This window comes from Vibrio sp. HM8-C (assembly GCF_058630515.1).
Genome location: NZ_JBMMKS010000011.1, coordinates 123,552 through 146,193, shown reverse-complemented (window position 1 = coordinate 146,193; position 22,642 = coordinate 123,552). Strand labels below are relative to the sequence as shown.

18 protein-coding genes and 1 other annotated feature are annotated in these 22,642 nt (G+C 43.3%); of the genes, 6 read left to right on the top strand and 12 right to left on the bottom strand.

Annotated elements, in window-relative coordinates; genetic code table 11:
- Window positions 1–535: 535 nt before the first annotated feature.
- A complete protein-coding gene (locus tag ACOSVQ_RS13890; RefSeq protein ID WP_491983123.1) occupies window positions 536–724 on the top strand; it encodes a DUF3545 family protein in 189 nt (62 codons plus the stop codon).
- Window positions 725–789: 65 nt separating this feature from the next.
- Here ACOSVQ_RS13890 and ACOSVQ_RS13885 read toward each other — a convergent pair whose 3' ends face one another.
- The 4 genes from ACOSVQ_RS13885 to nfo all read right to left on the bottom strand — a co-directional run bounded on the left by ACOSVQ_RS13885 (window position 790) and on the right by nfo (window position 3,452).
- The gene (locus tag ACOSVQ_RS13885; protein WP_491983122.1) at window positions 790–1,341 is read right to left on the bottom strand and encodes a hemerythrin domain-containing protein; all 552 of its coding nucleotides are present in this window, start codon (window positions 1,339–1,341) and stop codon (window positions 790–792) included.
- A gap of 107 nt (window positions 1,342–1,448) precedes the next feature.
- Window positions 1,449–2,135 carry a uracil-DNA glycosylase gene (gene ung / locus ACOSVQ_RS13880; protein WP_491983121.1) on the bottom strand — a complete coding sequence of 229 codons (687 nt, stop codon included), beginning with the start codon at window positions 2,133–2,135 and terminating at the stop codon, window positions 1,449–1,451.
- Between the two features lie 235 nt (window positions 2,136–2,370).
- On the bottom strand, window positions 2,371–2,526 hold the full coding sequence (locus ACOSVQ_RS13875) for a hypothetical protein (protein ID WP_491983120.1): 156 nt from the start codon (window positions 2,524–2,526) through the stop codon (window positions 2,371–2,373).
- A 50-nt stretch (window positions 2,527–2,576) separates the two neighbouring features.
- On the bottom strand, window positions 2,577–3,452 hold the full coding sequence (nfo, locus tag ACOSVQ_RS13870) for a deoxyribonuclease IV (RefSeq protein ID WP_491983119.1): 876 nt from the start codon (window positions 3,450–3,452) through the stop codon (window positions 2,577–2,579).
- A 340-nt stretch (window positions 3,453–3,792) separates the two neighbouring features.
- Here nfo and grcA point away from each other — a divergent pair, with 340 nt between their 5' ends.
- Entirely contained in the window at window positions 3,793–4,170 is a 378-nt protein-coding gene (gene grcA, locus ACOSVQ_RS13865) for an autonomous glycyl radical cofactor GrcA (protein ID WP_491983118.1), read from the top strand.
- Between the two features lie 94 nt (window positions 4,171–4,264).
- Here grcA and thrC read toward each other — a convergent pair whose 3' ends face one another.
- Genes thrC through thrA form a run of 3 tightly spaced genes read right to left on the bottom strand, consistent with a single transcriptional unit; the run spans window position 4,265 to window position 8,979 of the window.
- On the bottom strand, window positions 4,265–5,548 hold the full coding sequence (thrC, locus tag ACOSVQ_RS13860) for a threonine synthase (protein WP_491983117.1): 1,284 nt from the start codon (window positions 5,546–5,548) through the stop codon (window positions 4,265–4,267).
- Entirely contained in the window at window positions 5,545–6,501 is a 957-nt protein-coding gene (gene thrB, locus ACOSVQ_RS13855) for a homoserine kinase (RefSeq protein WP_491983150.1), read from the bottom strand. The genes thrC and thrB overlap by 4 nt, the downstream gene beginning before the upstream one ends.
- Before the next feature lie 18 nt (window positions 6,502–6,519).
- Window positions 6,520–8,979, bottom strand: coding sequence for a bifunctional aspartate kinase/homoserine dehydrogenase I (thrA, locus tag ACOSVQ_RS13850; RefSeq protein ID WP_491983116.1), 2,460 nt, complete (start codon window positions 8,977–8,979; stop codon window positions 6,520–6,522).
- 30 nt (window positions 8,980–9,009) lie between these two features.
- Window positions 9,010–9,127: a sequence feature (Thr leader region), on the bottom strand.
- Window positions 9,128–9,415: 288 nt separating this feature from the next.
- Here thrA and ACOSVQ_RS13845 point away from each other — a divergent pair.
- On the top strand, window positions 9,416–9,907 hold the full coding sequence (locus ACOSVQ_RS13845; RefSeq protein WP_491983115.1) for a hypothetical protein: 492 nt from the start codon (window positions 9,416–9,418) through the stop codon (window positions 9,905–9,907).
- Here the strand turns inward: ACOSVQ_RS13845 and ACOSVQ_RS13840 are convergent.
- Window positions 9,904–10,389, bottom strand: coding sequence for a putative 4-hydroxy-4-methyl-2-oxoglutarate aldolase (locus ACOSVQ_RS13840; protein ID WP_491983114.1), 486 nt, complete (start codon window positions 10,387–10,389; stop codon window positions 9,904–9,906). The genes ACOSVQ_RS13845 and ACOSVQ_RS13840 overlap by 4 nt on opposite strands.
- 74 nt (window positions 10,390–10,463) lie before the next feature.
- Complete coding sequence (locus ACOSVQ_RS13835) at window positions 10,464–10,853, bottom strand: DUF3293 domain-containing protein (protein WP_491983113.1); 390 nt, start codon at window positions 10,851–10,853, stop codon at window positions 10,464–10,466.
- Between the two features lie 317 nt (window positions 10,854–11,170).
- Here ACOSVQ_RS13835 and arcA point away from each other — a divergent pair, with 317 nt between their 5' ends.
- The gene (gene arcA / locus ACOSVQ_RS13830) at window positions 11,171–11,887 is read left to right on the top strand and encodes a two-component system response regulator ArcA (protein WP_491983112.1); all 717 of its coding nucleotides are present in this window, start codon (window positions 11,171–11,173) and stop codon (window positions 11,885–11,887) included.
- An 85-nt stretch (window positions 11,888–11,972) separates the two neighbouring features.
- Here the strand turns inward: arcA and ACOSVQ_RS13825 are convergent, their stop codons facing one another.
- From ACOSVQ_RS13825 to mnmL, 3 genes are all read right to left on the bottom strand, one after another.
- On the bottom strand, window positions 11,973–12,437 hold the full coding sequence (locus tag ACOSVQ_RS13825; RefSeq protein WP_491983111.1) for a hypothetical protein: 465 nt from the start codon (window positions 12,435–12,437) through the stop codon (window positions 11,973–11,975).
- 1 nt (window position 12,438) lies between these two features.
- Window positions 12,439–14,784, bottom strand: coding sequence for an aerobic respiration two-component sensor histidine kinase ArcB (gene arcB / locus ACOSVQ_RS13820; RefSeq protein ID WP_491983110.1), 2,346 nt, complete (start codon window positions 14,782–14,784; stop codon window positions 12,439–12,441).
- A 146-nt stretch (window positions 14,785–14,930) separates the two neighbouring features.
- A complete protein-coding gene (gene mnmL / locus ACOSVQ_RS13815; protein WP_491983109.1) occupies window positions 14,931–15,863 on the bottom strand; it encodes a tRNA modification radical SAM protein MnmL/YtqA in 933 nt (310 codons plus the stop codon).
- Window positions 15,864–16,397: 534 nt separating this feature from the next.
- Here mnmL and gltB point away from each other — a divergent pair.
- Both gltB and ACOSVQ_RS13805 read left to right on the top strand, forming a co-directional pair.
- Window positions 16,398–20,936, top strand: coding sequence for a glutamate synthase large subunit (gene gltB, locus ACOSVQ_RS13810; RefSeq protein ID WP_491983108.1), 4,539 nt, complete (start codon window positions 16,398–16,400; stop codon window positions 20,934–20,936).
- Window positions 20,937–22,391 carry a glutamate synthase subunit beta gene (locus tag ACOSVQ_RS13805; RefSeq protein ID WP_491983107.1) on the top strand — a complete coding sequence of 485 codons (1,455 nt, stop codon included), beginning with the start codon at window positions 20,937–20,939 and terminating at the stop codon, window positions 22,389–22,391.
- The last annotated feature ends 251 nt before the right edge of the window (window positions 22,392–22,642 follow it).

Genomic DNA, 22,642 nt, shown 5'->3' with positions numbered 1-22,642 from the left:
TTGATGGGCGAGAATGATGCAGCTAGGGGGGGTAAAAATCAATATGAATAAAATTGCTTATAATTCATATCATCACCTTAACTCAATAGAATTCTCACCCACCAAGAGCAACTTAAAACAAACACTACTGCAACAAAAAACAAACAATAGCCCTACTGTCAATATCAGACAAATCGTATTTAGCTAAAACTAGCCCCCACCTTTTAATTCTCGTTATTCACGACAAAAAATTTTACATAATCCACAAGGAAACATTTAGAAACTTAGTGGTTAAATTTTAATCCATAAATAGTTATTAACTTGAGAAAGACAACATTCCATTAACATTAAGCAATTATCAATAAATAAGAAACAGCGAAACCAACCGGTTAAATAACAACCAACCTAAGGCTATCAAAGTTTAATTGCCTAGAAGAAATCCATAAAAATTTAATATCAATGAAACAAATGAGAAATAAATCATAGTTATTGTCCATGGAAATATGATATTTAGAAAAAACTCCAGGAACGGAGACAACCAGAAAGAGGCTTGCTTATGGATGACTTGCACTTCGATGAACTGTTAGATGCGCAAATCGCGAAACTTCGCTCAAATGCGAGTAGCAGAGCGAAACCAGCTAAAAGGATGTGGCGTGAGATAGAAGCAATAAGAGATCGAAAACGGTTGGAAAGAGAGTTGTTAGAAATGGACGTCTGTCTAGAACTTGATGACCTCAAAATATAAATAAAAGAGGCGCCTTCATTGGGCGCCTCTGCTGTTTTTGACTGACTAATGGTTTTCAACTACGACTAATTACATTCCGTCTCGCTCTTTCTTACTCGACGAGCAAGTTGAGCATATCTCTCTGCAATGGTTGAACCAAAGACAGGATCATCTTCACTGCAATTCCACTGAGATTCCACTTGCTGCCAATCAGCCACACTAAAAGTTCGATTGATCAACGGTAAAACTGATTGCTCTTCCATTTCCAAATGTTGTCGCTGAGAAGATATAAATTGTTCTAGCTGAGTTATAAATACATCTTGGGGAACAACCGCGTCATTTAAAATCATTTCTACGGTATTCAAAAACTCGTGTGTCGTTTCAGATAGTAGGACATGTTCTTTTTCCAAATCCGAAACATCTTCATGTTCACCATAATGCTGCATGTAGTGGCGATAAAGAATATCTTCTTTTGGGTGGTGGATACTTTCTGAATGCCGAGAAAGATAATCCACAATCTCCTTAACTAGGCTGTAGTTAATGGGTTGTTCATCTTTTAGAAGCTGTAACTTTCCGCGCAAAATAGCCAGCAGGCGAGTCATGTATCCATGTTCACGTCTGATTCTTTCAATCATCATTGTGCGTCTCCCTTACACAGTCCGGTAAAACAAAGTCTATATAAGGATTCACTAACACGCTTTGATTTTGGTCGAAAAAACAGCAACACAAACAACTGTTCACTACATCATTGATTCGAATCAAGAGTTGGTTGCCAATTGATTGGCGCTTTACCTAGTTGCTTGAGTATCTGATTTGTCTGAGAAAAATGCTTACAACCTAAGAATCCTCGATGTGCGGATAGAGGTGAAGGATGAGGTGCCATCAATACATGATGCTTATTTCTATCGATCATCTGACCTTTTTTCTGAGCATGAGATCCCCAGAGAAGGAAAATCACGCCTTGTCGATGCTGGTTTAACGCATCAATCACTCGATCGGTAAATGTTTCCCAACCCGTTTTTGCATGTGAATGCGCTTTACCCTGCTCTACAGTTAATACGGTATTGAGCAACAACACACCTTGGTCTGCCCAACTTTTCAAATAGCCGTGGTTTGGAATTTGAAATCCTTCTATATCCTGTGCCAGTTCTTTATACATATTGACCAGAGAAGGCGGAGTTTTTACTCCTGGTAGAACTGAAAAACACAGACCGTGTGCCTGATTAGGCCCGTGGTAAGGATCTTGCCCCAGAATGACAACTTTCACATCATCAAATTCAGTAAGACGAAAAGCATTAAATACATCTTTTGTAGGCGGGAAAATAACTTTACCAGCAGCGCGCTCAGCCTCAACAAACTTTAGCGTTTGTTGGAAATACTCTTGTTCTTTCTCTAGGCCAATGACGTCGTGCCAAGTCAAAGAATGACTCATAACAGCTCCTGAGTATAAATATAGTGGCGCTATCTTATACCCATGATTACAAAGTTGCAGCTAGATAACCTTCGTAAAATCGAATGCAGCAATTTTTTAGCTTTCAAAAACCTAGGCTTATAGAACCTTGGCGTTAAAAATGTCGCAAACCATTCTATGAATGTCATCAATGCTACAACTAGTCAATCCACTGACTATCAACAGTTACAAGCTATCAAAAGCTACAAACTAGGTATCAATGTCCCTTGCTTGGTTGCGGAGAGCGATGATGGCCTCGCCCCGTTACATGTCGGTTAGGAACAGGCATGCGTGCAGCAGGGCGAGCACTGATTGATGAGGTAACACAAACTAAAGAGAACATAATTGGGCATCCTTCTTTACAACGTTTCATGAAATCGTCATGAGAAAAACATGCCAATATTGTGATCTCAAACCAAGGAATTACGCACTTAAATGATGATCACGCATCGTTTTAATTTCCAGATGCCAAATATCAGGATCAATTGTTTCTAAAATCAATGGGATATGATCAAAACGAGGATCTTTAGAAATATATTCGAAACAGTCCCAACCAATTTCACCTTTACCCAAAGAGTGGTGACGGTCGAGTTTGCTGCCCAACCCACCTTTTGAATCATTAATATGCATTGCTCTTAAATAGTGCATGCCCACAATTTGATCAAACTTAGCAAAGGTTGCCTCACAAGCGTCAAAACTACTTAAATCGTACCCTGCGGCAAAGGTGTGGCAAGTATCAAGGCAAACACCGACACGCGATTTGTCTTCCACTTGATCAATAATTGCCGCTAGATGTTCAAATCGCCATCCGAGGTTAGTGCCTTGTCCTGCGGTATTTTCAATAACAGCAATCACATCAGGAACAGCTTTATGTGCCAGATTGATTGACTCAGCGATCGTGCTAAGACACTCCTCTTCTGAAACCATTTTTAAGTGGCTGCCTGGGTGGAAGTTCAGAAGCTTCAACCCTAACTGGTTACAACGTTCCATCTCATCGATAAAGGCAGCACGTGACTTTTCCAGCTTATCTTGTTCTGGAGCGCCTAAATTAATTAAGTAGGAATCATGAGGAAGAATATAGTCAGCAGAAAAACCCAGTTTCTGACATTGCTCTTTAAAACGTCTTATTGTTGACGCTTCTAGTGGCTTAGCTACCCACTGACGCTGATTTTTAGTAAAGATTGCAAACGCGTTTGCGCCAATTTCTTTTGCTCTTAATGGGGCCTGATCGACACCGCCTGCAGCAGATACATGCGCACCAATATATTTATTACCAAGAGGCTTTACTTCTTTTGTCATTTAATCACTTTCTACTTTCAATTTAGCTTTTATAAGTCACTGATTTGTTCCATTCAGCACCTTCTAGCACATCATTAATGTAGTTTTATTACTACACTTAGATTAAAAAACAATCATAAAATATTTTTTAATCATTAAAAATTAATTGAATATCTATATTTATTAATCACTTATTGATTCAAATCAATTTTTACACCTTAAAGTAATTAAGGTTTTATGTTGTTTTTTGACCTATATCAATACTATAATCAGGGATATAAAATATATAATACGAAGCTCAACAGAATTTACGAAAATTAACACCAATAATACGCCACTTAAAGTGGACTAGGAGATATTGATGATCCAAGGTATCCAAATCACTAAAGCAGCTAATGATGACCTACTTAACTCAATTTGGCTAATCGATAGTGAATCAAATGAAGCTCGTTGTGTTGCAGCAGCTGGTAGCTACGAAGCCGATCAAGTTGTTCCAGTATCTGACCTTGGCGAGTACGAAAGCCGTGAAGTGGCGATTGAAACAGCTCCAAAAATTGAAGGCGGTCAACACCTTAACGTGAACGTTCTAAAACGTGAAACATTGGAAGATGCCGTTGCTCACCCAGAGAAATACCCACAGCTAACTATTCGTGTATCAGGCTATGCTGTTCGTTTTAACTCTCTAACTCCAGAGCAACAACGCGACGTTATCGCTCGTACTTTTACTGAATCTCTATAATTCAGTTTCTAAGATTAAAAAAAGCGGTGCTATTAAGCACCGCTTTTCATTTTCAATAAGTAGAGAATCCATCGATTCTCTACTTATTATTCCGTTAGCCACGTACTTTGATTAGCAGCTCTCTCAACGCCGCGAAATCAACATTCATCTCTTCAGATAGAAGATCTAACACAGCATGTTTCGCTAAAGGTGCCGGTAATTCGATATCCGTACCTAAAATATCATCCACGACTTCTTTGAACTTAGCTGGATGAGCAGTACATAAGAACAGACCTGTTTCACCTTCTTGAAGTTGCTGCTGAAGAACGCGGTAAGCAATTGCACCGTGTGGTTCACACAAATAACCCAATGCGTTCAGCTCTTTTACTGACTCAGCACTTTCAGCGTCCAGAACCGCGCCTTTACCTAGAGTTTCCAAGCCCCAATCTTTGATTTTGCATAGCTCTTCGATACGAGGCCAGTTATTTGGTTGGCTAACATCCATCGCATTTGAAGTAGTTGCCACTGTAGGTTTAGGATCCCATTTTCCAGTTTCTAGGTAGCGAGGTACAGTGTCGTTTGCATTTGTTGCGGCGATGAAACGCTTCACAGGTAAACCCAAAGCTTTTGCTAACAGACCAGCAGTAAGGTTACCGAAGTTACCACTTGGTACAGAGATAACTAGGTTTTCGCGCTCAGCTTTGCTCATTTGAGCTGCTGCTTCGAAGTAGTAACAGATTTGCGCCATTAAACGGCTGATATTGATTGAGTTAGCCGAGTTAAGACCTACTTTTTCACGCAGCTCTGCATCATCAAAAGCGTTTTTAACTAACGCTTGGCACGCATCAAAATCGCCATTGACCGCTACAGTGTGAATGTTCTTGCCTAGAGTACAGAACAGCTTCTCCTGAAGTGGGCTGATTTTTCCTTTTGGATAAAGAATCACGACGTTGATGTCTTCCATGCCGTAGAAAGCATGTGCAACTGCTGCACCTGTATCGCCAGATGTTGCTGTTAGAATCGTGATTTTTCCGCCATTAGATACCGCAGCAAGAGACTGAGCCATAAAGCGGCCACCAAAGTCTTTAAACGCAAGCGTTGGACCATGGAACAGTTCAAGAGCATAAACGCCATCTTTTACTGATTTGATTGGCGCAGGGAATTGGAATGCAGATGCCACCATCTCATTCACTTTCTCGCTTGGAAGTTCATCACCAATCAAAGCAGAAAGGATTTTAGTGCTGCGAGATACGAAATCTTCGGCTAATAGCGCATCGATATCATCAAATTTTGGTAATTCCGACGGGAAAAATAGACCTTGGTTACGGCCTAACCCTTGGCGCACGGCTTGGCCAAAGGATACTTGTTCATCATTTTCTTTTATGTTGTAAAGCTTCATAGCTCACTTCCTGTAACTTTTGAACCGTTTTTGTCTAAGCGACAAACGTGAACGAATCCTTCTTCGTTTTGTACGTAGTTTTGTTCCAGCCAACGCGCAACACGTTCAGCAACGTCTTTCTCTTTACATACGCTAAATAGTGTTGGGCCACTACCAGAGATACCAGTCGCAAGTGCACCAGCAGAAAGCGCATATTGGCGAGCCTTCGCAAAACCAGGCAGCAGTTTCTCACGATAAGGTTCTGCGATCACGTCTTTGATCATTTTTGCTGCTAACTCAGGCTGATTGGTGTGGCAAGCATGAATGAAGCCCGCCAAATAACGACCATGAGCAATAATATCCTGACGACGATATTGAGAAGGCAAAATAGCACGAGCTTCAGCAGTGGAAACTTTGATTCCTGGATAAGCCATTACCCAGTACCAATCATCAAAGCACGGCACTTCTTGGCTGATAATGCCAAGCTCTTCCAGCATCAATTGGACGCCACCAAGATAACAAGGTGCTACGTTGTCATAATGGATGCCGCCAGAGATCTTACCTTCCATCTCCCCCATCAATGCCAACAATTCAGTTTCATTTAATGGTTGATCATGGAATCGGTTAAGTGCATCTAACGCCGCCACAATTGAACATGCACTTGAACCTAAACCAGAACCGATAGGCATGTTTTTTTCTAACGTCATTTCGAGTGGTTTAAGAGCAATCTGCTTTTTCTCTAACTCACGAGCAAACACTACCCAACAATCATAAACGATGTTTTCTTTTGGGTTTTCAGGAAGCTTCGAAACAAAGCTGCCTGCTGTTTTAAGTGTAAAAGGCTCTGAGCCTGCTTTTACCTGAACTCGGTCGCCAAGCAGCGTTCCGTCAATCGGTGAAACCGCAGCACCTAATACGTCGAAACCAACACTTACGTTACCGATAGAAGCTGGGGCGTAGACAACTACGCCCATGTCACTTGAACTCATTGATTAAATCCCTAATTTCCAGCCAAGCGTACGCATGACATCCGAGAATACACCTGCTGCAGTAACTTCAGTACCCGCACCGTAACCGCGTAGCACAAGCGGGATAGGCTGATAGTATCGGCTGTAGAATGCTAGAGCGTTCTCGCCATCTTTAATTTTGAACATTGGACCGTTTTCATCGACCATCGCGATGTGCACTCGGCATTCACCTTCTGCAATTTCTCCCACGTAGCGCAGAACTTTTCCTTCTTCTGCAGCTTTTGCTGACAGTTGTTGGAAGTACTCATCCGCTTGTGGTAAACGAGCCATGAAATCCTCAACACTGCCTGACGCATCAAAGCCCGGTGGTAGTGCTTGCTCCACTTTAATATCTTCAAGCTCTAATGCCATCCCCGCTTCACGAGCAAGGATCAGCAGTTTACGCGCCACATCCATACCAGATAGGTCATCACGTGGATCTGGCTCAGTGAAACCTTTATCTTTTGCAATAGCAGTTGCTTGGCTAAGAGTCAGACCTTCATCTAATTTACCGAAGATGAAAGATAGCGAGCCAGATAGAATACCGTTGAATTTTTCTAACTCATCACCCGCAGCAATCAAGTTCTGCAAGTTTTCAATAACTGGCAAACCCGCACCTACGGTTGTTTCATACATCAGTTTACGACGAGAGTGACGAGCCACTTCACGCAACTGGTGGTAATACGCCATACTTGCAGTGTTTGCTTTCTTGTTTGGAGTAACAACGTGGAAACCCGCCGCCAAGAAATCTGTGTATTGATTTGCAATCGCTTCGCTAGAAGTACAGTCCACCAGCACAGGGTTGATGATGTGGTTGCGGTTCACAAGTGCAATCAAGCGAGCTAGTGAAAACTCTTCAGATGCTGCGCCCATGCGGTCACGCCAGTTATCAAGTGGTAGACCTTCGCTATCAAGCAGTAAGCCTTTGCTGTTAGCCAGACCACATACGCGAATCACGATGCCTTTTTCAGCCAGTTTCGCTTGTTGACGGTTAATTTGATCAACCAATTCACCACCAACACCACCAACACCGACAACGAATACGTCAAGGAAGTGCTTAGAATTAAACAAGTTTTCGTGACATGCTTTGATTGCTGAAGACACTTTGTCTTCTGGGATTACCGCTGAAATCGCACGCTCTGATGAACCTTGTGCGATAGCGACAATATTCACGTGCGCTTCTGCCAGTGATGCGAAGAACTGAGATGCCACGCCACGTGAAGTACGCATACCATCACCAACCAGAGTGATGATCGATAGGTCTTCTGTGAACTCAACAGGCTCTAGTAGGCCATCTTTCAACTCCAACTCAAACGCATCTGACAATGCTTGTTGAGCAAGTGCTTTGTGCTCAGCTTCGATACAGAAACTGATGCTGTATTCAGACGATGATTGAGTGATCAGAACAATAGATACACCTGACGCAGACATCGCACCAAATACGCGACTTGCCATACCGACCATGCCTTTCATGCCCGGGCCTGAAACGTTCACCATAGTCAGGTTGTTTAGCGTTGTAATACCTTTGATCGCAAGATTGTCTTCACCAGTGTCAAGACCAATTAAAGTACCCGGACCTTGAGGGTTGAAACTGTTTTTGATTAGACAAGGAATGTGGAATTGAGCAATTGGAGCGATTGTTTTTGGATGAAGTACGGAGGCGCCAAAGTAAGAAAGCTCCATCGCTTCTTGATAGCTTAGAGACTTCAGCAAGCGAGCATCTTCAACTAAACGTGGATCACAGTTGTAAACACCATCTACGTCAGTCCAAATTTCACAGCACTCTGCACGTAAACACGCAGCCAATACAGCAGCGGAGTAGTCAGAACCGTTACGACCAAGACAAACCAACTCGCCTTTTTTGTTACCAGCAGTAAAGCCAGGCATGATGTGTACGTGTTTTTCTGGAAGTGGGTTTAATTTGAAGTTTTGTGTTGAAACTTCCACGTCAACCATTGCTTCTAAGTGGTCGCCTTTCGCTAGCAGATATTTAACTGGGTCAATCAGGTTAGCGGCTAATCCTTTTGCTTCCATCACAGCTTTCATTAGCTGGATTGACACACGCTCACCTTTACTGATGATACGAGCATTCACGTTGTCAGGACACATACCTAATAGGCTGATTCCGTGTACGAACTGACGTAACTGTGACATTGACGTTTTGACTTGATTTTCATACGCAGCGCCATCGATGTTCGGCAATACAGCTTTTACATCATCGAACAAAGTGTTGAAAGACGATTCCAACTCTTTGATTTGTAGCTCTGCCTCTCCATTACGCATCGCGCTTTCAATCACTGCCACCAGTTTATTTGTTGTTTTACCCGGTGCAGAAAGAACAACGGCAACGTCTTCCTGCTGAGCATTATTGGCAATGATGTCGGCTGCCCGTAATAAACGGTCAGCATCTGCTAACGATGAACCTCCAAACTTTAGAACTCGCATCCCTTTACTCCAAGTCATTTTAAATAGGCATAAAAAAAGGCCTGTATCGGTGGGGATACAGGCCTTCTTTGTAAATTTTACGCTTAGCAGCCTGCCCCAACACGCGTAATGTCGGTAATAATAATGGTGGTTGTCATCATTACTAGGCTGTTATTAAACATAGAAATCGTACTTCGTTTGTGTGTTTGCTTGCCTCTACGTTTACCTTATTTTTTATCGCATAGTCAACGAAAAAGTATTTTTTTTTTAAGTTTCATTCTGATTAGTTATCTAAGTCTCTAAATATTCAAGAATCCTTTCTCAAGCAAACAAAACCAACTAAGCAAATAACAAAATGCTCTAACTACTCATCAACCAGAGCCTGTTTTTGTGCCTAGACTTTGAAATACGCAGTGCAAAAGTATTTTAAATAATCAATAACAATAAGGGGGATATCATGAGACTCGTTCTCGGTATTACCTGCTTGCTCATTACATTTGGTGCTCGGTCTGAACTACTCCCTGTTTTGCCCTCTATGCAGAAGGATTCCCCACATCGGTTATTTTTAACAAGTGAACAAGTGACAAGCGAACAACTTGGGGAAGATGTTGGCGGTTGGGATATCAGTATTAACGGAGGTTACGCTTACGCAGTTTTCAACGATATTGATGTCTATGTGGGAGCTCGAATTAATCAGTCTTATTCGGGTAAAAACAATTTTGGCGAAAACGGATTTCTTAGTGGTGTAAGCTATCAATTGACAGAAAGAGTCACTTTAAGTAGTTCAGTTCAATCCTATTTTTCAGATAAACACAGTGAGCGAAATTCGAATATCGGTGCAGAATTATCAAGCCGACTACAGCTTTCAAATGATCTAGATTTGCATGCCACCCTTGGCTATCAAGAGTGGCAACAAGGAGTTGAAGTTGGTTTGGGATTTCGCTTTTAGCTCAAGTCTAAAGCTTGTTTTGACAACAAAATTCCGTTCCAATCCGCATAAATATAATCACCCGGTTGCACCATTTGATTATGCATCGTCAACGTGACATTCACTTCGCCTACGCCACGTTTTTCGGTTTTGAACGGGCAAGCATCTAGTGCTTTTATCCCCAAATCCATTTGTGAAAGTGCGACTACATCTCGAACTGCGCCGTAAATAATGACACCTTCCCAACCGTTATCAATCGCCATCATAGCAACCTGATCTCCCATCAGAGCTTTTCGACGAGATCCATTACCGTCAACAACCAGTACTTTCCCTTTACCATTTTGGCTCAGAACGTCACGAACCTTGGAGTTATCGTGATAGCAACGAACCGTTACTATCTGTCCCCAGAAATCGCTTCTCATACCGTAATTCTGTAAAGGTAAGTCGAGTAAAGTTACCTGTGATTCATAACGATCACATATATCCGGTGTGATATCTTTCATCGTTCCTCCATGATTCTCGTAATTGTAATTTCAAAAAATAAATAGGCTTTAAAGGGGGAATAACCTCAATTGGGTTAGACGTTGAATAATTTAAAATCCCCTAAACACTCCTGTTGTTCTCCCTTACAGGAATGCAAATACAATAAGTCGTTACTAACGTAATAGATGGCATTCTGCCTGAAAGCCCTGCCGAGACTGAGTGCTACTTGCAACGGCATTTGCACAGCAAAACTTTCTTCAAACCAAATAAAATCAGGGTCGCCAACGCGAACAGAATACCAATCATAACCAATCAGCTCATTCTGTAAATGTTGATTATTTACGCAATTCTCATATTCTGACAACTTATCACTTTCAGGGTTCCATGCGGTAATAATGGCGTAACTTTCAAAGGTAATCTTATGTTGAAGGTCAAACTTCACATTGGCATAAGCTTGCCAGAGGTTTGCATTTATTTTCATCATGTTGCAAATTTTACATTTCGTTATTGGCTTTAATATCTGTTACATTTTAACAATTGATGTAAATCAACAAAGTGATTGGAATTAACATTTGGTCATTGTTAGCATGCTGTTAACATTATAGAATCCGGCTCAAAGACTAGTAGGACCAAAGAGGTATTGGATTCCTCATCAACTAGTATCCATGGATGGCGGGCAACCCGAGAGTAGATTTTTTACGTAAATTAAGTTTTATTGTTAACATCGAGCTACCCTATGTTATGTTTTTGCCTAGAATGAGTTCTATTAGCACAAATTTTTCACAAGTTTAGGTACCGCCAATGCAAACCCCGCAGATTCTTATCGTTGAAGACGAGCAAGTTACTCGTAACACTCTAAAGAGTATTTTTGAAGCCGAGGGATACGCTGTTTTTGAAGCTAGTAACGGTGAAGAAATGCACCATGAACTATCTGACAACAGCATTAACCTAGTGATCATGGATATCAACTTACCGGGTAAAAACGGTTTGTTGTTAGCTCGTGAGCTTCGTGAGCAAGCAGATGTTGCACTGATGTTCTTAACTGGTCGTGACAACGAAGTCGATAAAATCCTAGGCCTAGAAATTGGTGCGGATGACTACATCACAAAACCATTTAACCCTCGTGAACTCACTATTCGAGCTCGTAACCTACTAAGCCGTTCTATGAACGCAGGCGCGACTCCTGATGAGAAACGTTCTGTTGAGAAATATGAATTTAACGGTTGGGTGCTAGATATTAATAGCCGTTCATTAGTTAGCCCAAGTGGTGATGGTTACAAACTACCTCGTTCAGAATTCCGTGCTCTTCTGCACTTCTGCGAGAACCCAGGTAAGATTCAAACTCGTGCCGATCTTCTGAAGAAGATGACTGGTCGTGAGCTTAAACCACATGACCGTACTGTAGACGTTACGATTCGTCGTATCCGTAAACACTTCGAGTCAGTATCTGGCACTCCAGAAATCATCGCGACAATTCACGGTGAAGGTTACCGTTTTTGTGGTGATTTAGAAGAATAAGCCAAAAGCGAATTTCTCTAATGAAGAATGCAAAAAAGCCCCTAACTGGGGCTTTTTTATTGCGTATTTCTAGTGTGCATATTCACTAATAAACTTTATCGATAGCAACATTACGCTCAACTAACCATACGTCGCCATTCTTATCGCTCAACTCTAAAGCTATATGAACACTCTTTTCGACATCCACCGGAATTTCAGTGTTAAACACCACTTCCCATAAATTTTCGCTCAGTGTTCTCAGCTCAGTATCTTCACCTTGCACAATCCACGTGTGATCTTTTTGCTTAATCACTACCATTTCAACCACCAGCTCAGCTGACAGTTCGCCCGACGTATCCAACATCAAAGTCCCATTTAGAGGTTGGCTATCTGGAGATCCATCAATTTTGGGCATTTTATCTGTCCACAAATTGCTTTTTATCTGAATGGCGGTATCAGACAACGCAGCTAAATTGCCTTGTGTCCAATTGATATCAGTAGATATGGTTGAAGTCTGCGAAGTACAAGCAGTCATAGTTAGAACCAATAGAACGGTCGCGAATTTTTTCATTTTATTTCCTTTGTTCTAGCCACTGTTTTAGCACTTCAATATCGTTGAGGTATTCGTTCTTTATCTCCTCAACCCAATCTGTAATGTTTTCCCACCACGCAGGCGCTTCTGGTGATTGCGCTTTCTGCGCAACGCTTTGGATGTGTTTTAAACCAATAGATCCCGCAGCACCTTTAATCTTATGCGCTTCCGAAACAATACCTTCTTGGTCTTTTGCTACCATATTGGAATCAAGCAATTCGATATAGCTCGGCATCATCTTTTCAAACATTTGGATACTATCAAGCACTGGTTTTGGCCCGACAATATCTACATAAGAGGTCAACATATCGAGATCCAGCAGTCGAACATAAAGGTCGTCCTTACCTTCAATGGTTTTTTCCATCGGTTTCACCTCGTCAGTTATTTGTTGAGAGCTCATTGTCACTTTACTTATCACATCCTGAACCGCAGAAACAGAAAGCGGTTTACTAATCGCGTCATCCATACCCTTTTCAAAATACTCAGAACGATCTTTTAATACGTTTGCTGTTAGAGCTACCAGTGGCGGTAGTTCTGAATAATGACTGCGATAGTACTGGGCGATATCAAAACCTGTCATATCCGGTAATTGAATATCTAAAAACACCAGATCATACAGCTCAGGTTTGAAGGTATCGATCGCAGCCTGCCCTGTCATCGCTACCGTCACTTTGTGTCCTAAGCTTTCCAATAGAGAGCGTGCAACCGTTACGTTCAGTTCAATATCTTCAACCATGAAGATGTTTAAACTACGTTGCGCAGCTTGCGGTGCTTTCTTAATCTGTGATGCTTCCACAAGCGGCACACTGATCGAAACAGTAAAGGTACTACCAAATCCCTCTTCGCTGCTGACGGTAATATCACCGCCCATCAAATTGACCAACTGACGTGAGACGGCAAGCCCGATGCCAGTACCAACAGCATGCAGGTTGTCTTGCCCTGATTTCACCTGATAGTACATGGCAAAAATCTTATCGAGCTCAGCTTCAGGAATACCGATACCCGTATCTTCAATATCCATGGTGATATGCGCCATATCGTCTTCGATATCCGCACTGACGTTCATCACTACACCACCCTCTTTAGTGAATTTCATCGCGTTGCTGATCAAATTCCACAACACTTGGCGAAGTCGGGTAGCGTCAACACTGACTAACTCTGGCAAGTCAGTTAAGCGCTCTAAATCGAATCGCAGACCTTTCTGCTCAGCCATTAGAGCCGACAAACTTTCAAGTTCTGCAACAAACTCTTCGAAATTCAAAGGCGCAGGGAAAAGCTCCAACTTGCGACGGTCAAACTTATCCATATCGATAATATCGTTAAAGATATTACCCAGAGTCACCGCACTGACGTTAATGGTCTGCATGTGTTTACGCTGCTCTGGCGTCATTGGTGTATCAAGCAGCATTCGGCTTAAACCCACAATACCGTTCAATGGAGTTCGCAATTCATGACTGATAGTCGAGATAAATGTGGTTTTATCTCGGCTGGCTTTTTCCAATGACTCTTCATGACGTTTACGTTCAGTAATATCACGACCGAAACCAACCAGCCCCAAGTGACGACCATCTTTACTGTAGAACGGCACTTTGCGCAGTTCAAAATAGTTCTTGTGACCATCAGGATATTCCAGCCACTGCTCATAAGTGATGGCGCGGTTGTCTTTGAAGACACGTTGGTCGGTTTCGACAATCGACTGAGCAATCTCTTTGCGATAAACATCCCATGGCGTTAAACCAACCAGCTCACTCTCCTTCTTGCCCGTGAGCTCTTCCATCGCACGGTTACAGCCAGAGAACTCGCCTTTTGCATTGCGGTAATAGATCAAATCGGGGGAAGCATCGATAAATGAACGTAAAAGCGCAGTTCGCTCTGCCAGTTCAACCTGTGTTTTTTCACGCTGGAAAACCTCGGTCTCTAAATCGACCATTGCTTCTTCGCGAGCTTCTTCAGCTTTAATACGCTCTTCGATCTCTTGGTTTAGCTTCACGATGTTCTGTTGGAGCTTATGATTCAGCTCTTGGTCGCGAGAACGCATGTCTTTGAGCTTTGAAACCAGCTTTGACAGACGTTGACGTGACTCTTCCAACTGGTCGACAACAACAGAAAGAAAATAGACAGCCCAAGGGGTGATGATCAAACCAAAGAATACCGATCTGAGAATGTCGATATCATCAACGTAGCCATTGAGGGCGAGAGTAATCCCCACCTGAACCACAACAGCTAAGGCGACTAAAGCAAGCGCTAGTAAAATAGAGAAACGTAAAATACCCAGCTTAACTAGCAAATCAACATAGTACTGGGCGAGATTTTTCATCGGTTTCATTCATAACTCCATAGGAATGAATTAGCCGTAGTCTAGCCTGTTTCAATGCTCAGAGTCAGCCAAAGAAGTCACTGGCTTTTGAAGAATTTGAACTCATCAATGATTACTGATAAAAGTTCGCCTTTTTTCCGTCTTGATAAGGGAATTTAACGCACAGTTTGATATTGAAAAGGCTGACCAATCAGAGATCCTTGTGAGCCATCTTTATCCAAAGCTCTGCCAATTTCCGTCATTGCTAGCCAACGGTTTTCACACCATAACGGAGATAACAATGTTGGTCTGCGTGCGGCAGAAGAAACACGGTGATACACCACCTCTGGCGGTGTTAAGCGAATCATCTCGCTAGCAATAGAAACATAGTCTTCCAAACTAGGTGCTTCGAGTTTTCCTGCTCGCCATGCCTTAGCCATGGTGCTGCCTTCAACGATGTGCAAACCGTGCAGTTTGATACCGTCAGTGCCTACTTCTAATACCTTGCTCAGAGTTTCAATGTTGTCGTCACGACTCTCTTTCGGCAATCCGACAATTAAATGTGTGCAAACTTTAATTCCCAACGCTCGCGCTCGCTGAGTGATCTGCGCGTAGCATTCGAAATCATGTCCTCGATTAATGTGTTTTAAGGTTTTATTGTTCGCCGTTTGCAAACCTAATTCCAGCCAAATTTCATAGCCTTGTTGAACATAGCCAGAAAGAAGTTCAAGCACAGCATCCGGCACACAATCAGGACGAGTACCAACACACAAACCGACAATATCCGCCGCCTTTAATGCTTGTTCATACATATTCTTCAGGGTTTGAACTTCAGCATAGGTGCTGGTGTAAGCCTGAAAATAGGCGAGATATTTACGCGCACGGTGAATCTCTCCCGCGCGATCTTTTAATTGGTCTTCAATACTTTGAACTTGAGTTTGCTCATCGACAAACGAAGCCACATTACAGAATGTGCAACCACCTCGACCAATCGTACCGTCGCGATTAGGACAGCTAAAACCACCGTGCAAAGTCAGCTTGTGAACACGCTCTCCGTAGCGTCTTTGAAGATCTTGTCCGATGGTATTAACGAGTTCGTGTAACTGCATATGGGTACCAAAATAGATGCAAATAATTCTCAATGCGATCTTTGTAATTAAATTACAAAATATCAAAAAATATGGTCGTTAATTGTAAGTATCTATAACGTCCCAAGCCCCAATCAAAATCAATAAACATTCACAAAATAAGCATTTAAAGCCCAATGTTATTCATTTGTTAAAATCATTATGCATTTCGCAACAAAAAAACGCTCTAGAAAGCGGACTTTTCGTTGGAATTTCGTGCAACAAAAATGTAGGATATTTTCAGTTTCGCTCTTTTTTTGTTTATTTTATTACACAAAACCCTGTGAAATATCTGTGATTATCCAAACCCACCTATATAAATCACTACAAAAGTGATCATGACAAAGGGATATCACTAAGGATTGTTTTTCTCACAAAATTTTTCCGTGAGAGACCGAAAGGATGCGAACCAACTAGCACTGGTTGGTTTAGATTCATTAATTATAAAAGGACCGGAAGCAATGCTAAGGCATGCCTTAGGGAAATTGCGTCCGCTTGAACTGGAAGGAAGTATCTATGGTAGATAGACAGCAAAATTCGCAAGGTCTTTATACTCCCGAGCTGGAGCATGACGCATGCGGTATCGGTTTTGTTGCTCACCTAAAGAACCGTAAGTCGCATCACGTAGTGACACAGGCTCTGGACATGCTTGCGCGTATGGAACACCGCGGCGGCCAAGGTTGTGACCCATGCAGTGGTGACGGTGCCGGTATTTTATTGCAAAAACCACACGAATTTTTACTCGAAGAAGCGGTAAAGCTAGGCATTAAACTGCCATCTTTTGAAAAGTATGGCGTGGGTGTCATGCTGTTCCCGAAAGAGGAGTACAAACGTGCACAATGTCGTGACATTCTTGAACGCAACGCTCGCCGTTTAGATCTAGACGTAATTGGCTACCGCGTTCTGCCAACCGACAACTCAATGTTGGGTGCTGACCCGTTAAGCACCGAACCTCAGTTTGAACACGTATTTATCTCAGCTGCACCGGGAGTTACACCTGAAGAACTCGAGCGTAAGCTATATGTTCTGCGTAACTACACAATCCGTGTTTGCTTGGAAAGTGTTTCAAACATCAAAGACGAATTCTATATTAACTCAATGTCTTACAAGACGTTGGTTTATAAAGGTCAGCTGACCACAGAGCAAGTACCTCAATACTTCTTGGATTTACAGAATCCATCAATGGTGACGGCTCTGGCGCTTGTACACTCTCGCTTTTCAACCAATACATTCCCAAGATGGCGTCTGGCTCAGCCTTTCCGCTACATTGCGCACAACGGTGAAATCAACACTGTTCGCGGCAACTTGAACTGGATGAAAGCGCGTGAAGCGATTCTAAAGTCAGACCTATTTACTCAAGTTGAAATCGATATGCTGCTACCTATCTGTCAGGAAGGTATGTCGGATTCAGCAAACTTCGATATGGCGCTAGAACTACTGGTTCTTTCTGGCCGTAGCTTGCCTCATGCTCTGATGATGATGATCCCAGAAGCATGGCAAGAGAACAAAACCATGGACCCAACTCGCCGTGCGTTCTACCGTTACCATGCAAACATCATGGAGCCGTGGGATGGCCCAGCGTCAGTTTGTTTCACCGACGGCGTTCAGGTAGGTGCAACTCTAGACCGTAACGGTCTTCGTCCTTCACGCTACACAGTGACGAAAGATGATTTCCTCGTAATGGCGTCAGAATCGGGCGTTGTTGAAATCGCACCAGAAAATGTGGAATTCCGCGGTCGTCTACAACCGGGTCGTATCTTCGTTGCCGATCTAGAACAAGGTCGCATCATTTCTGATGAAGAGATCAAAGATGGTATCGCAAGTGCTCAACCTTATGAAAAATGGGTTGAAGATAACCTGCTAAGCCTGAAGAAACTTCCAGAAGCAGACAACGCACACAGCCAACCAAACCCAGAGCGTTTACTACACCGCCAACAGGCGTTTGGTGTCAGCATTGAAGAAGTGAACGACATCATCGTACCAATGGCAAATGATGGTAAAGAACCACTTTCTGCTATGGGGGCGGACTGGCCATTAGCGGTGCTTTCGCATCAGTCGCAACACTTATCTAACTACTTTAAGCAGTTATTTGCGCAGGTAACTAACCCACCGATCGACCCGATCCGTGAGCGTATGGTTATGTCACTCAATACCTATATCGGTAAAGATCAAAACCTGCTAGCTGAAACACCTCAGCACTGTCGTAAAGTGGAACTTGAGTCGCCAGTCATTTCTAACGCTGAATTAGAAAAACTGCGTGCGATCGATAACGAACACTTACAAGCGAAGACTCTGGATATCGTATTCCAAGCAAGTGGCGATCCGGGCAAGCTTGAGCGTGCGCTAAAACGTATCTGCCAATATGCAGAAGATGCCGTTATTGATGGTTACTCAATCATCCTTCTAACTGACCGCGCAGTGAACTCAAACCATGCAGCTATTCCAGCAATGCTTGCTGTGGGCGCGGTTCACCACCACCTAATCCGTAAAGGTCTACGTGCTCGTTGTGGCATTGTGGTGGAAACCGGTGATGCGCGTGAAACACACCACTTTGCAACGCTACTGGGTTACGGTGCAAACGCAGTAAACCCATATCTAGTGTCAGAAACACTGGTGGATTTGCAACGTCGTAAAAAGCTGGATGCAGAAACACCAGTAGACAAACTGTTCGAAAACTATCGCAAAGCAGTCAATGGCGGCTTGTTGAAGATCTTCTCTAAGATGGGTATTTCAACACTTCAGTCATACCATGGCGCACAGATTTTCGAAGCACTAGGCATCCATAAGTCGGTAGTAGACAAATACTTCACAGGTACTGTTTCTCGTATCCAAGGTCTAACTCTGGATGACATCGCGAAAGAAGTGGTTGTTCGCCACCGTGTGGGTTACCCAACTCGTGAAGTGCCAATTCGCATGCTCGATGTCGGTGGTGTTTACCAGTGGAAACAACGTGGTGAAAAACACCTGTTCAACCCAGAAACAATAAGCCTATTGCAACAATCTACTCGTAATAAAGACTACGCTCAGTTCAAGCAATACGCGGCAGCGGTTGATAAGCAAGGTGACAACGCAGTTACACTACGTAGCCAGCTTGAATTTGTTAAGAACCCAGCAGGTTCGATCCCGATTGAGCAAGTAGAGCCAATCGAAAGCATCGTTAAACGTTTTGCGACGGGTGCTATGTCATTCGGTTCTATCTCTCACGAAGCACACTCGACACTTGCGATTGCGATGAACCGCTTAGGCGCGAAATCGAACTCTGGTGAAGGTGGTGAAGATCCAACTCGTTTTGAACGTAAAGAAAACGGCGATTGGGAACGCTCAGCAATCAAACAGGTAGCATCAGGTCGCTTCGGTGTGACTTCGTACTATCTAACTAACGCTGATGAGCTTCAAATCAAGATGGCTCAAGGCGCTAAACCGGGTGAAGGTGGTCAGCTACCGGGTGATAAAGTCGATGACTGGATCGGTGCAACTCGTCACTCTACACCAGGAGTTGGCTTGATTTCTCCCCCGCCACACCACGATATCTACTCAATCGAAGATTTGGCTCAGCTTATTTTCGACTTGAAGAACGCGAACCGTGCTGGCCGTGTGAACGTGAAGCTAGTTTCAGAAGCGGGCGTAGGTACGATCGCATCGGGCGTTGCGAAAGCAAAAGCTGATGTAGTGCTTATCGCAGGTTTCGATGGCGGTACAGGTGCATCTCCAATTTCTTCAATTCGCCATACCGGTCTTCCTTGGGAGCTTGGCTTGGCAGAAACTCACCAAACGCTACTGAAGAACGGTCTACGTAACCGTATCGTTGTTCAAGCCGATGGTCAGATGAAAACACCTCGTGACCTTGCGATTGCAACACTGCTAGGTGCTGAAGAATGGGGCGTGGCAACAGCAGCACTGGTTGTTGAAGGCTGTATCATGATGCGTAAGTGTCATAAGAACACCTGTCCTGTTGGTATCGCAACACAGAACAAAACTCTTCGTGAGCGTTTTGATGGCCGCGTAGAAGACGTAATCACCTTCTTCCAATATATGGCTCAAGGTTTACGTGAAATCATGGCGGAGCTTGGCTTCCGCACTATCGATGCCATGGTTGGTCAAGGTCAGAAACTAAAACCTCGCCAAGACGTGACACACTGGAAATATAAGAACCTCGATCTGTCGCCAGTTCTTCATATCGAACAAGCTCGTGCAGAAGATGGTATCTACAACCAGACACAGCAAAACCACAACTTAGACAACGTGTTAGATCGCACTCTGATCAAGATTGCAGCACCAGCGCTTGAGCGTGGTGAAGCAATTCATGCAGAGCTACCAATCATCAACACTGACCGCTCTGTTGGTACTATGCTGTCGAACGAAATTTCGAAAGTCTACAAAGACCAAGGTCTGCCTCAACCGATGAATGTGAAATTCACGGGTTCTGCGGGTCAATCCTTTGGTGCATTCCTTGCGAAAGGCGTGTCATTTGAAGTGGAAGGCGATGCAAACGACTACTGGGGTAAAGGGCTGTCTGGCGGTACTTTGATTCTTTACCCAGACTCGAAATCGACCATTGTTCCGGAAGACAACATCGTGGTAGGTAACGTTTGTTTCTACGGCGCAACCTCTGGTGAATCTTACATCCGCGGTATGGCGGGCGAACGTTTCTGTGTTCGTAACTCTGGTGCGAAAGTTGTTGTTGAAGGCATTGGCGACCACGGTTGTGAATACATGACAGGTGGTGTAGCAATTGTTCTTGGCTCTACAGGTCGCAACTTTGCTGCCGGTATGAGCGGCGGTGTCGCTTATGTTTGGGATAAGTCTGGTGACTTCAAATCTAAACTGAACGCTGAGCTGGTCGATCTTGATCCTATTGAACAAGAAGACAGAGAGCTACTACTGGATATGTTAACCAAGCATGTTCAATTCACAGGAAGTGAAGTCGCTAAGTCGTTCCTTGATAACTTTGAAGCAAGCCTAAACTCAATGGTTAAGGTTATGCCGCGTGATTACAAAGCGGTACTTCAAAAGCGTAAGGCACTGGCACAACAGACAGAAGCGGAGGCAGTATAAATGGGTAAGCCTACTGGATTTTTAGAGCATGGCCGTGAGCTTCCGAAAAAGATTGCACCGGCTGAGCGCATCAAAAACAACAAAGAGTTCGTTCTTAACGAAGAGTTTGGCAGCAAAATTGGCACTCAAGCTTCTCGTTGTATGGATTGTGGCGTGCCGTTTTGTCATAACGGCTGCCCTATCGGTAATATCATTCCTGAATTTAACGATGCGGTGTATCGCGATAGCTGGGAAGAGGCGTGGAACATTTTAAGTTCTACCAACAACTTCCCAGAATTTACAGGTCGAGTTTGCCCAGCACCTTGTGAAAGTGCATGTGTACTGGGTATCAACCAAGATCCAATCACCATCTGTAATATCGAGAAAACCATTGTTGAAACCGCTTATCGCGAAGGTTACGCGAAACCGAAAACTCCGCGTAACCGTACAGGTAAGAAAATAGCCATCATTGGTTCAGGCCCTGCGGGCTTAGCCGCTGCAGAGCAACTAAACAGTGCTGGTCATACGGTAACGGTTTATGAGCGCGATGAAAAAGTGGGTGGCTTGCTACGTTTTGGTATTCCTGACTTCAAACTCAGCATGGAAGTGATTGATCGCAAGATCAATTTGATGGCTGAAGCGGGTGTTCAATTTGAAGTGAATGCGCATGTGGGTGTAGATATTAACGCTCAGCAACTACGCCAAGAATACGATGCTGTGTTACTGACTGGTGGTTCTACGGTTCCTCGCAACCTGCCAATTCCAGGGCGTGAGTTGAACGGCGTGTACTTTGCAATGCAATTCCTTGCTCAAAATAACCGTCGTGCAAACAACATGGATCTGAAAACAGAAGAGATCCACGCTAAAGGCAAGCACGTTGTGGTTATCGGTGGCGGTGATACGGGTTCTGACTGTGTGGGTACATCAAACCGTCATGGTGCGGCGAGCATTACACAAGTTGAAATCATGCCAGTACCAGCAGACAAACGCCCTGCTAACATGCCTTGGCCGCAATACCCAATGATTCTTCGTACATCAACTTCTCACGAAGAAGGCTGTGAACGTCATTGGAATATCCTGACTAAAGAATTTATCGGTAACGATAAGGGAGAAGTCACTGGATTACGTATTGCAGACATCGTTTGGAGTGATTCTCGCAACTTTACAGAAGTTGCAGAAAGTGAACGTGTTATTCCTTGTGATATGGCATTTTTGGCTATGGGTTTCTTACACCCAGAACCACACGGCGTACTTGCTCAACTTGATATTGCTCTTGATGAACGTGGTAACGTCGCAACCGAAGGTTTCGCGACTAACCAAGAAGGTGTTTTCGCTGCTGGCGATATGCGTACAGGCCAGTCTCTGGTTGTACGTTGTATCAACGAAGGGCGCGAATGTGCTCGTTCAATCGACGAATACCTTATGGGTAATACCAATCTAGAAGCAAAAGCTGATTCATTAATGCTTTCAGCATAATGATTCATAACAAAAGGTTTTTACAGTTCGATACTCTAGAAACCTTTTTTATTCACACTGAATATTTCCCATAGACCTTCCATTTGGCTAGCATACACTGCTAGCCTTTTTTATTCTTTTCTCATATCTTGAGATTTATATGTTAAATATTTGTGATAACAAATTATTTATCACATTGAATTTATTAAATAATTTCAGAGAAATCAGCGGTAAATCGCACTCAAAAATGATTTTAGCCCAACAACTTGACC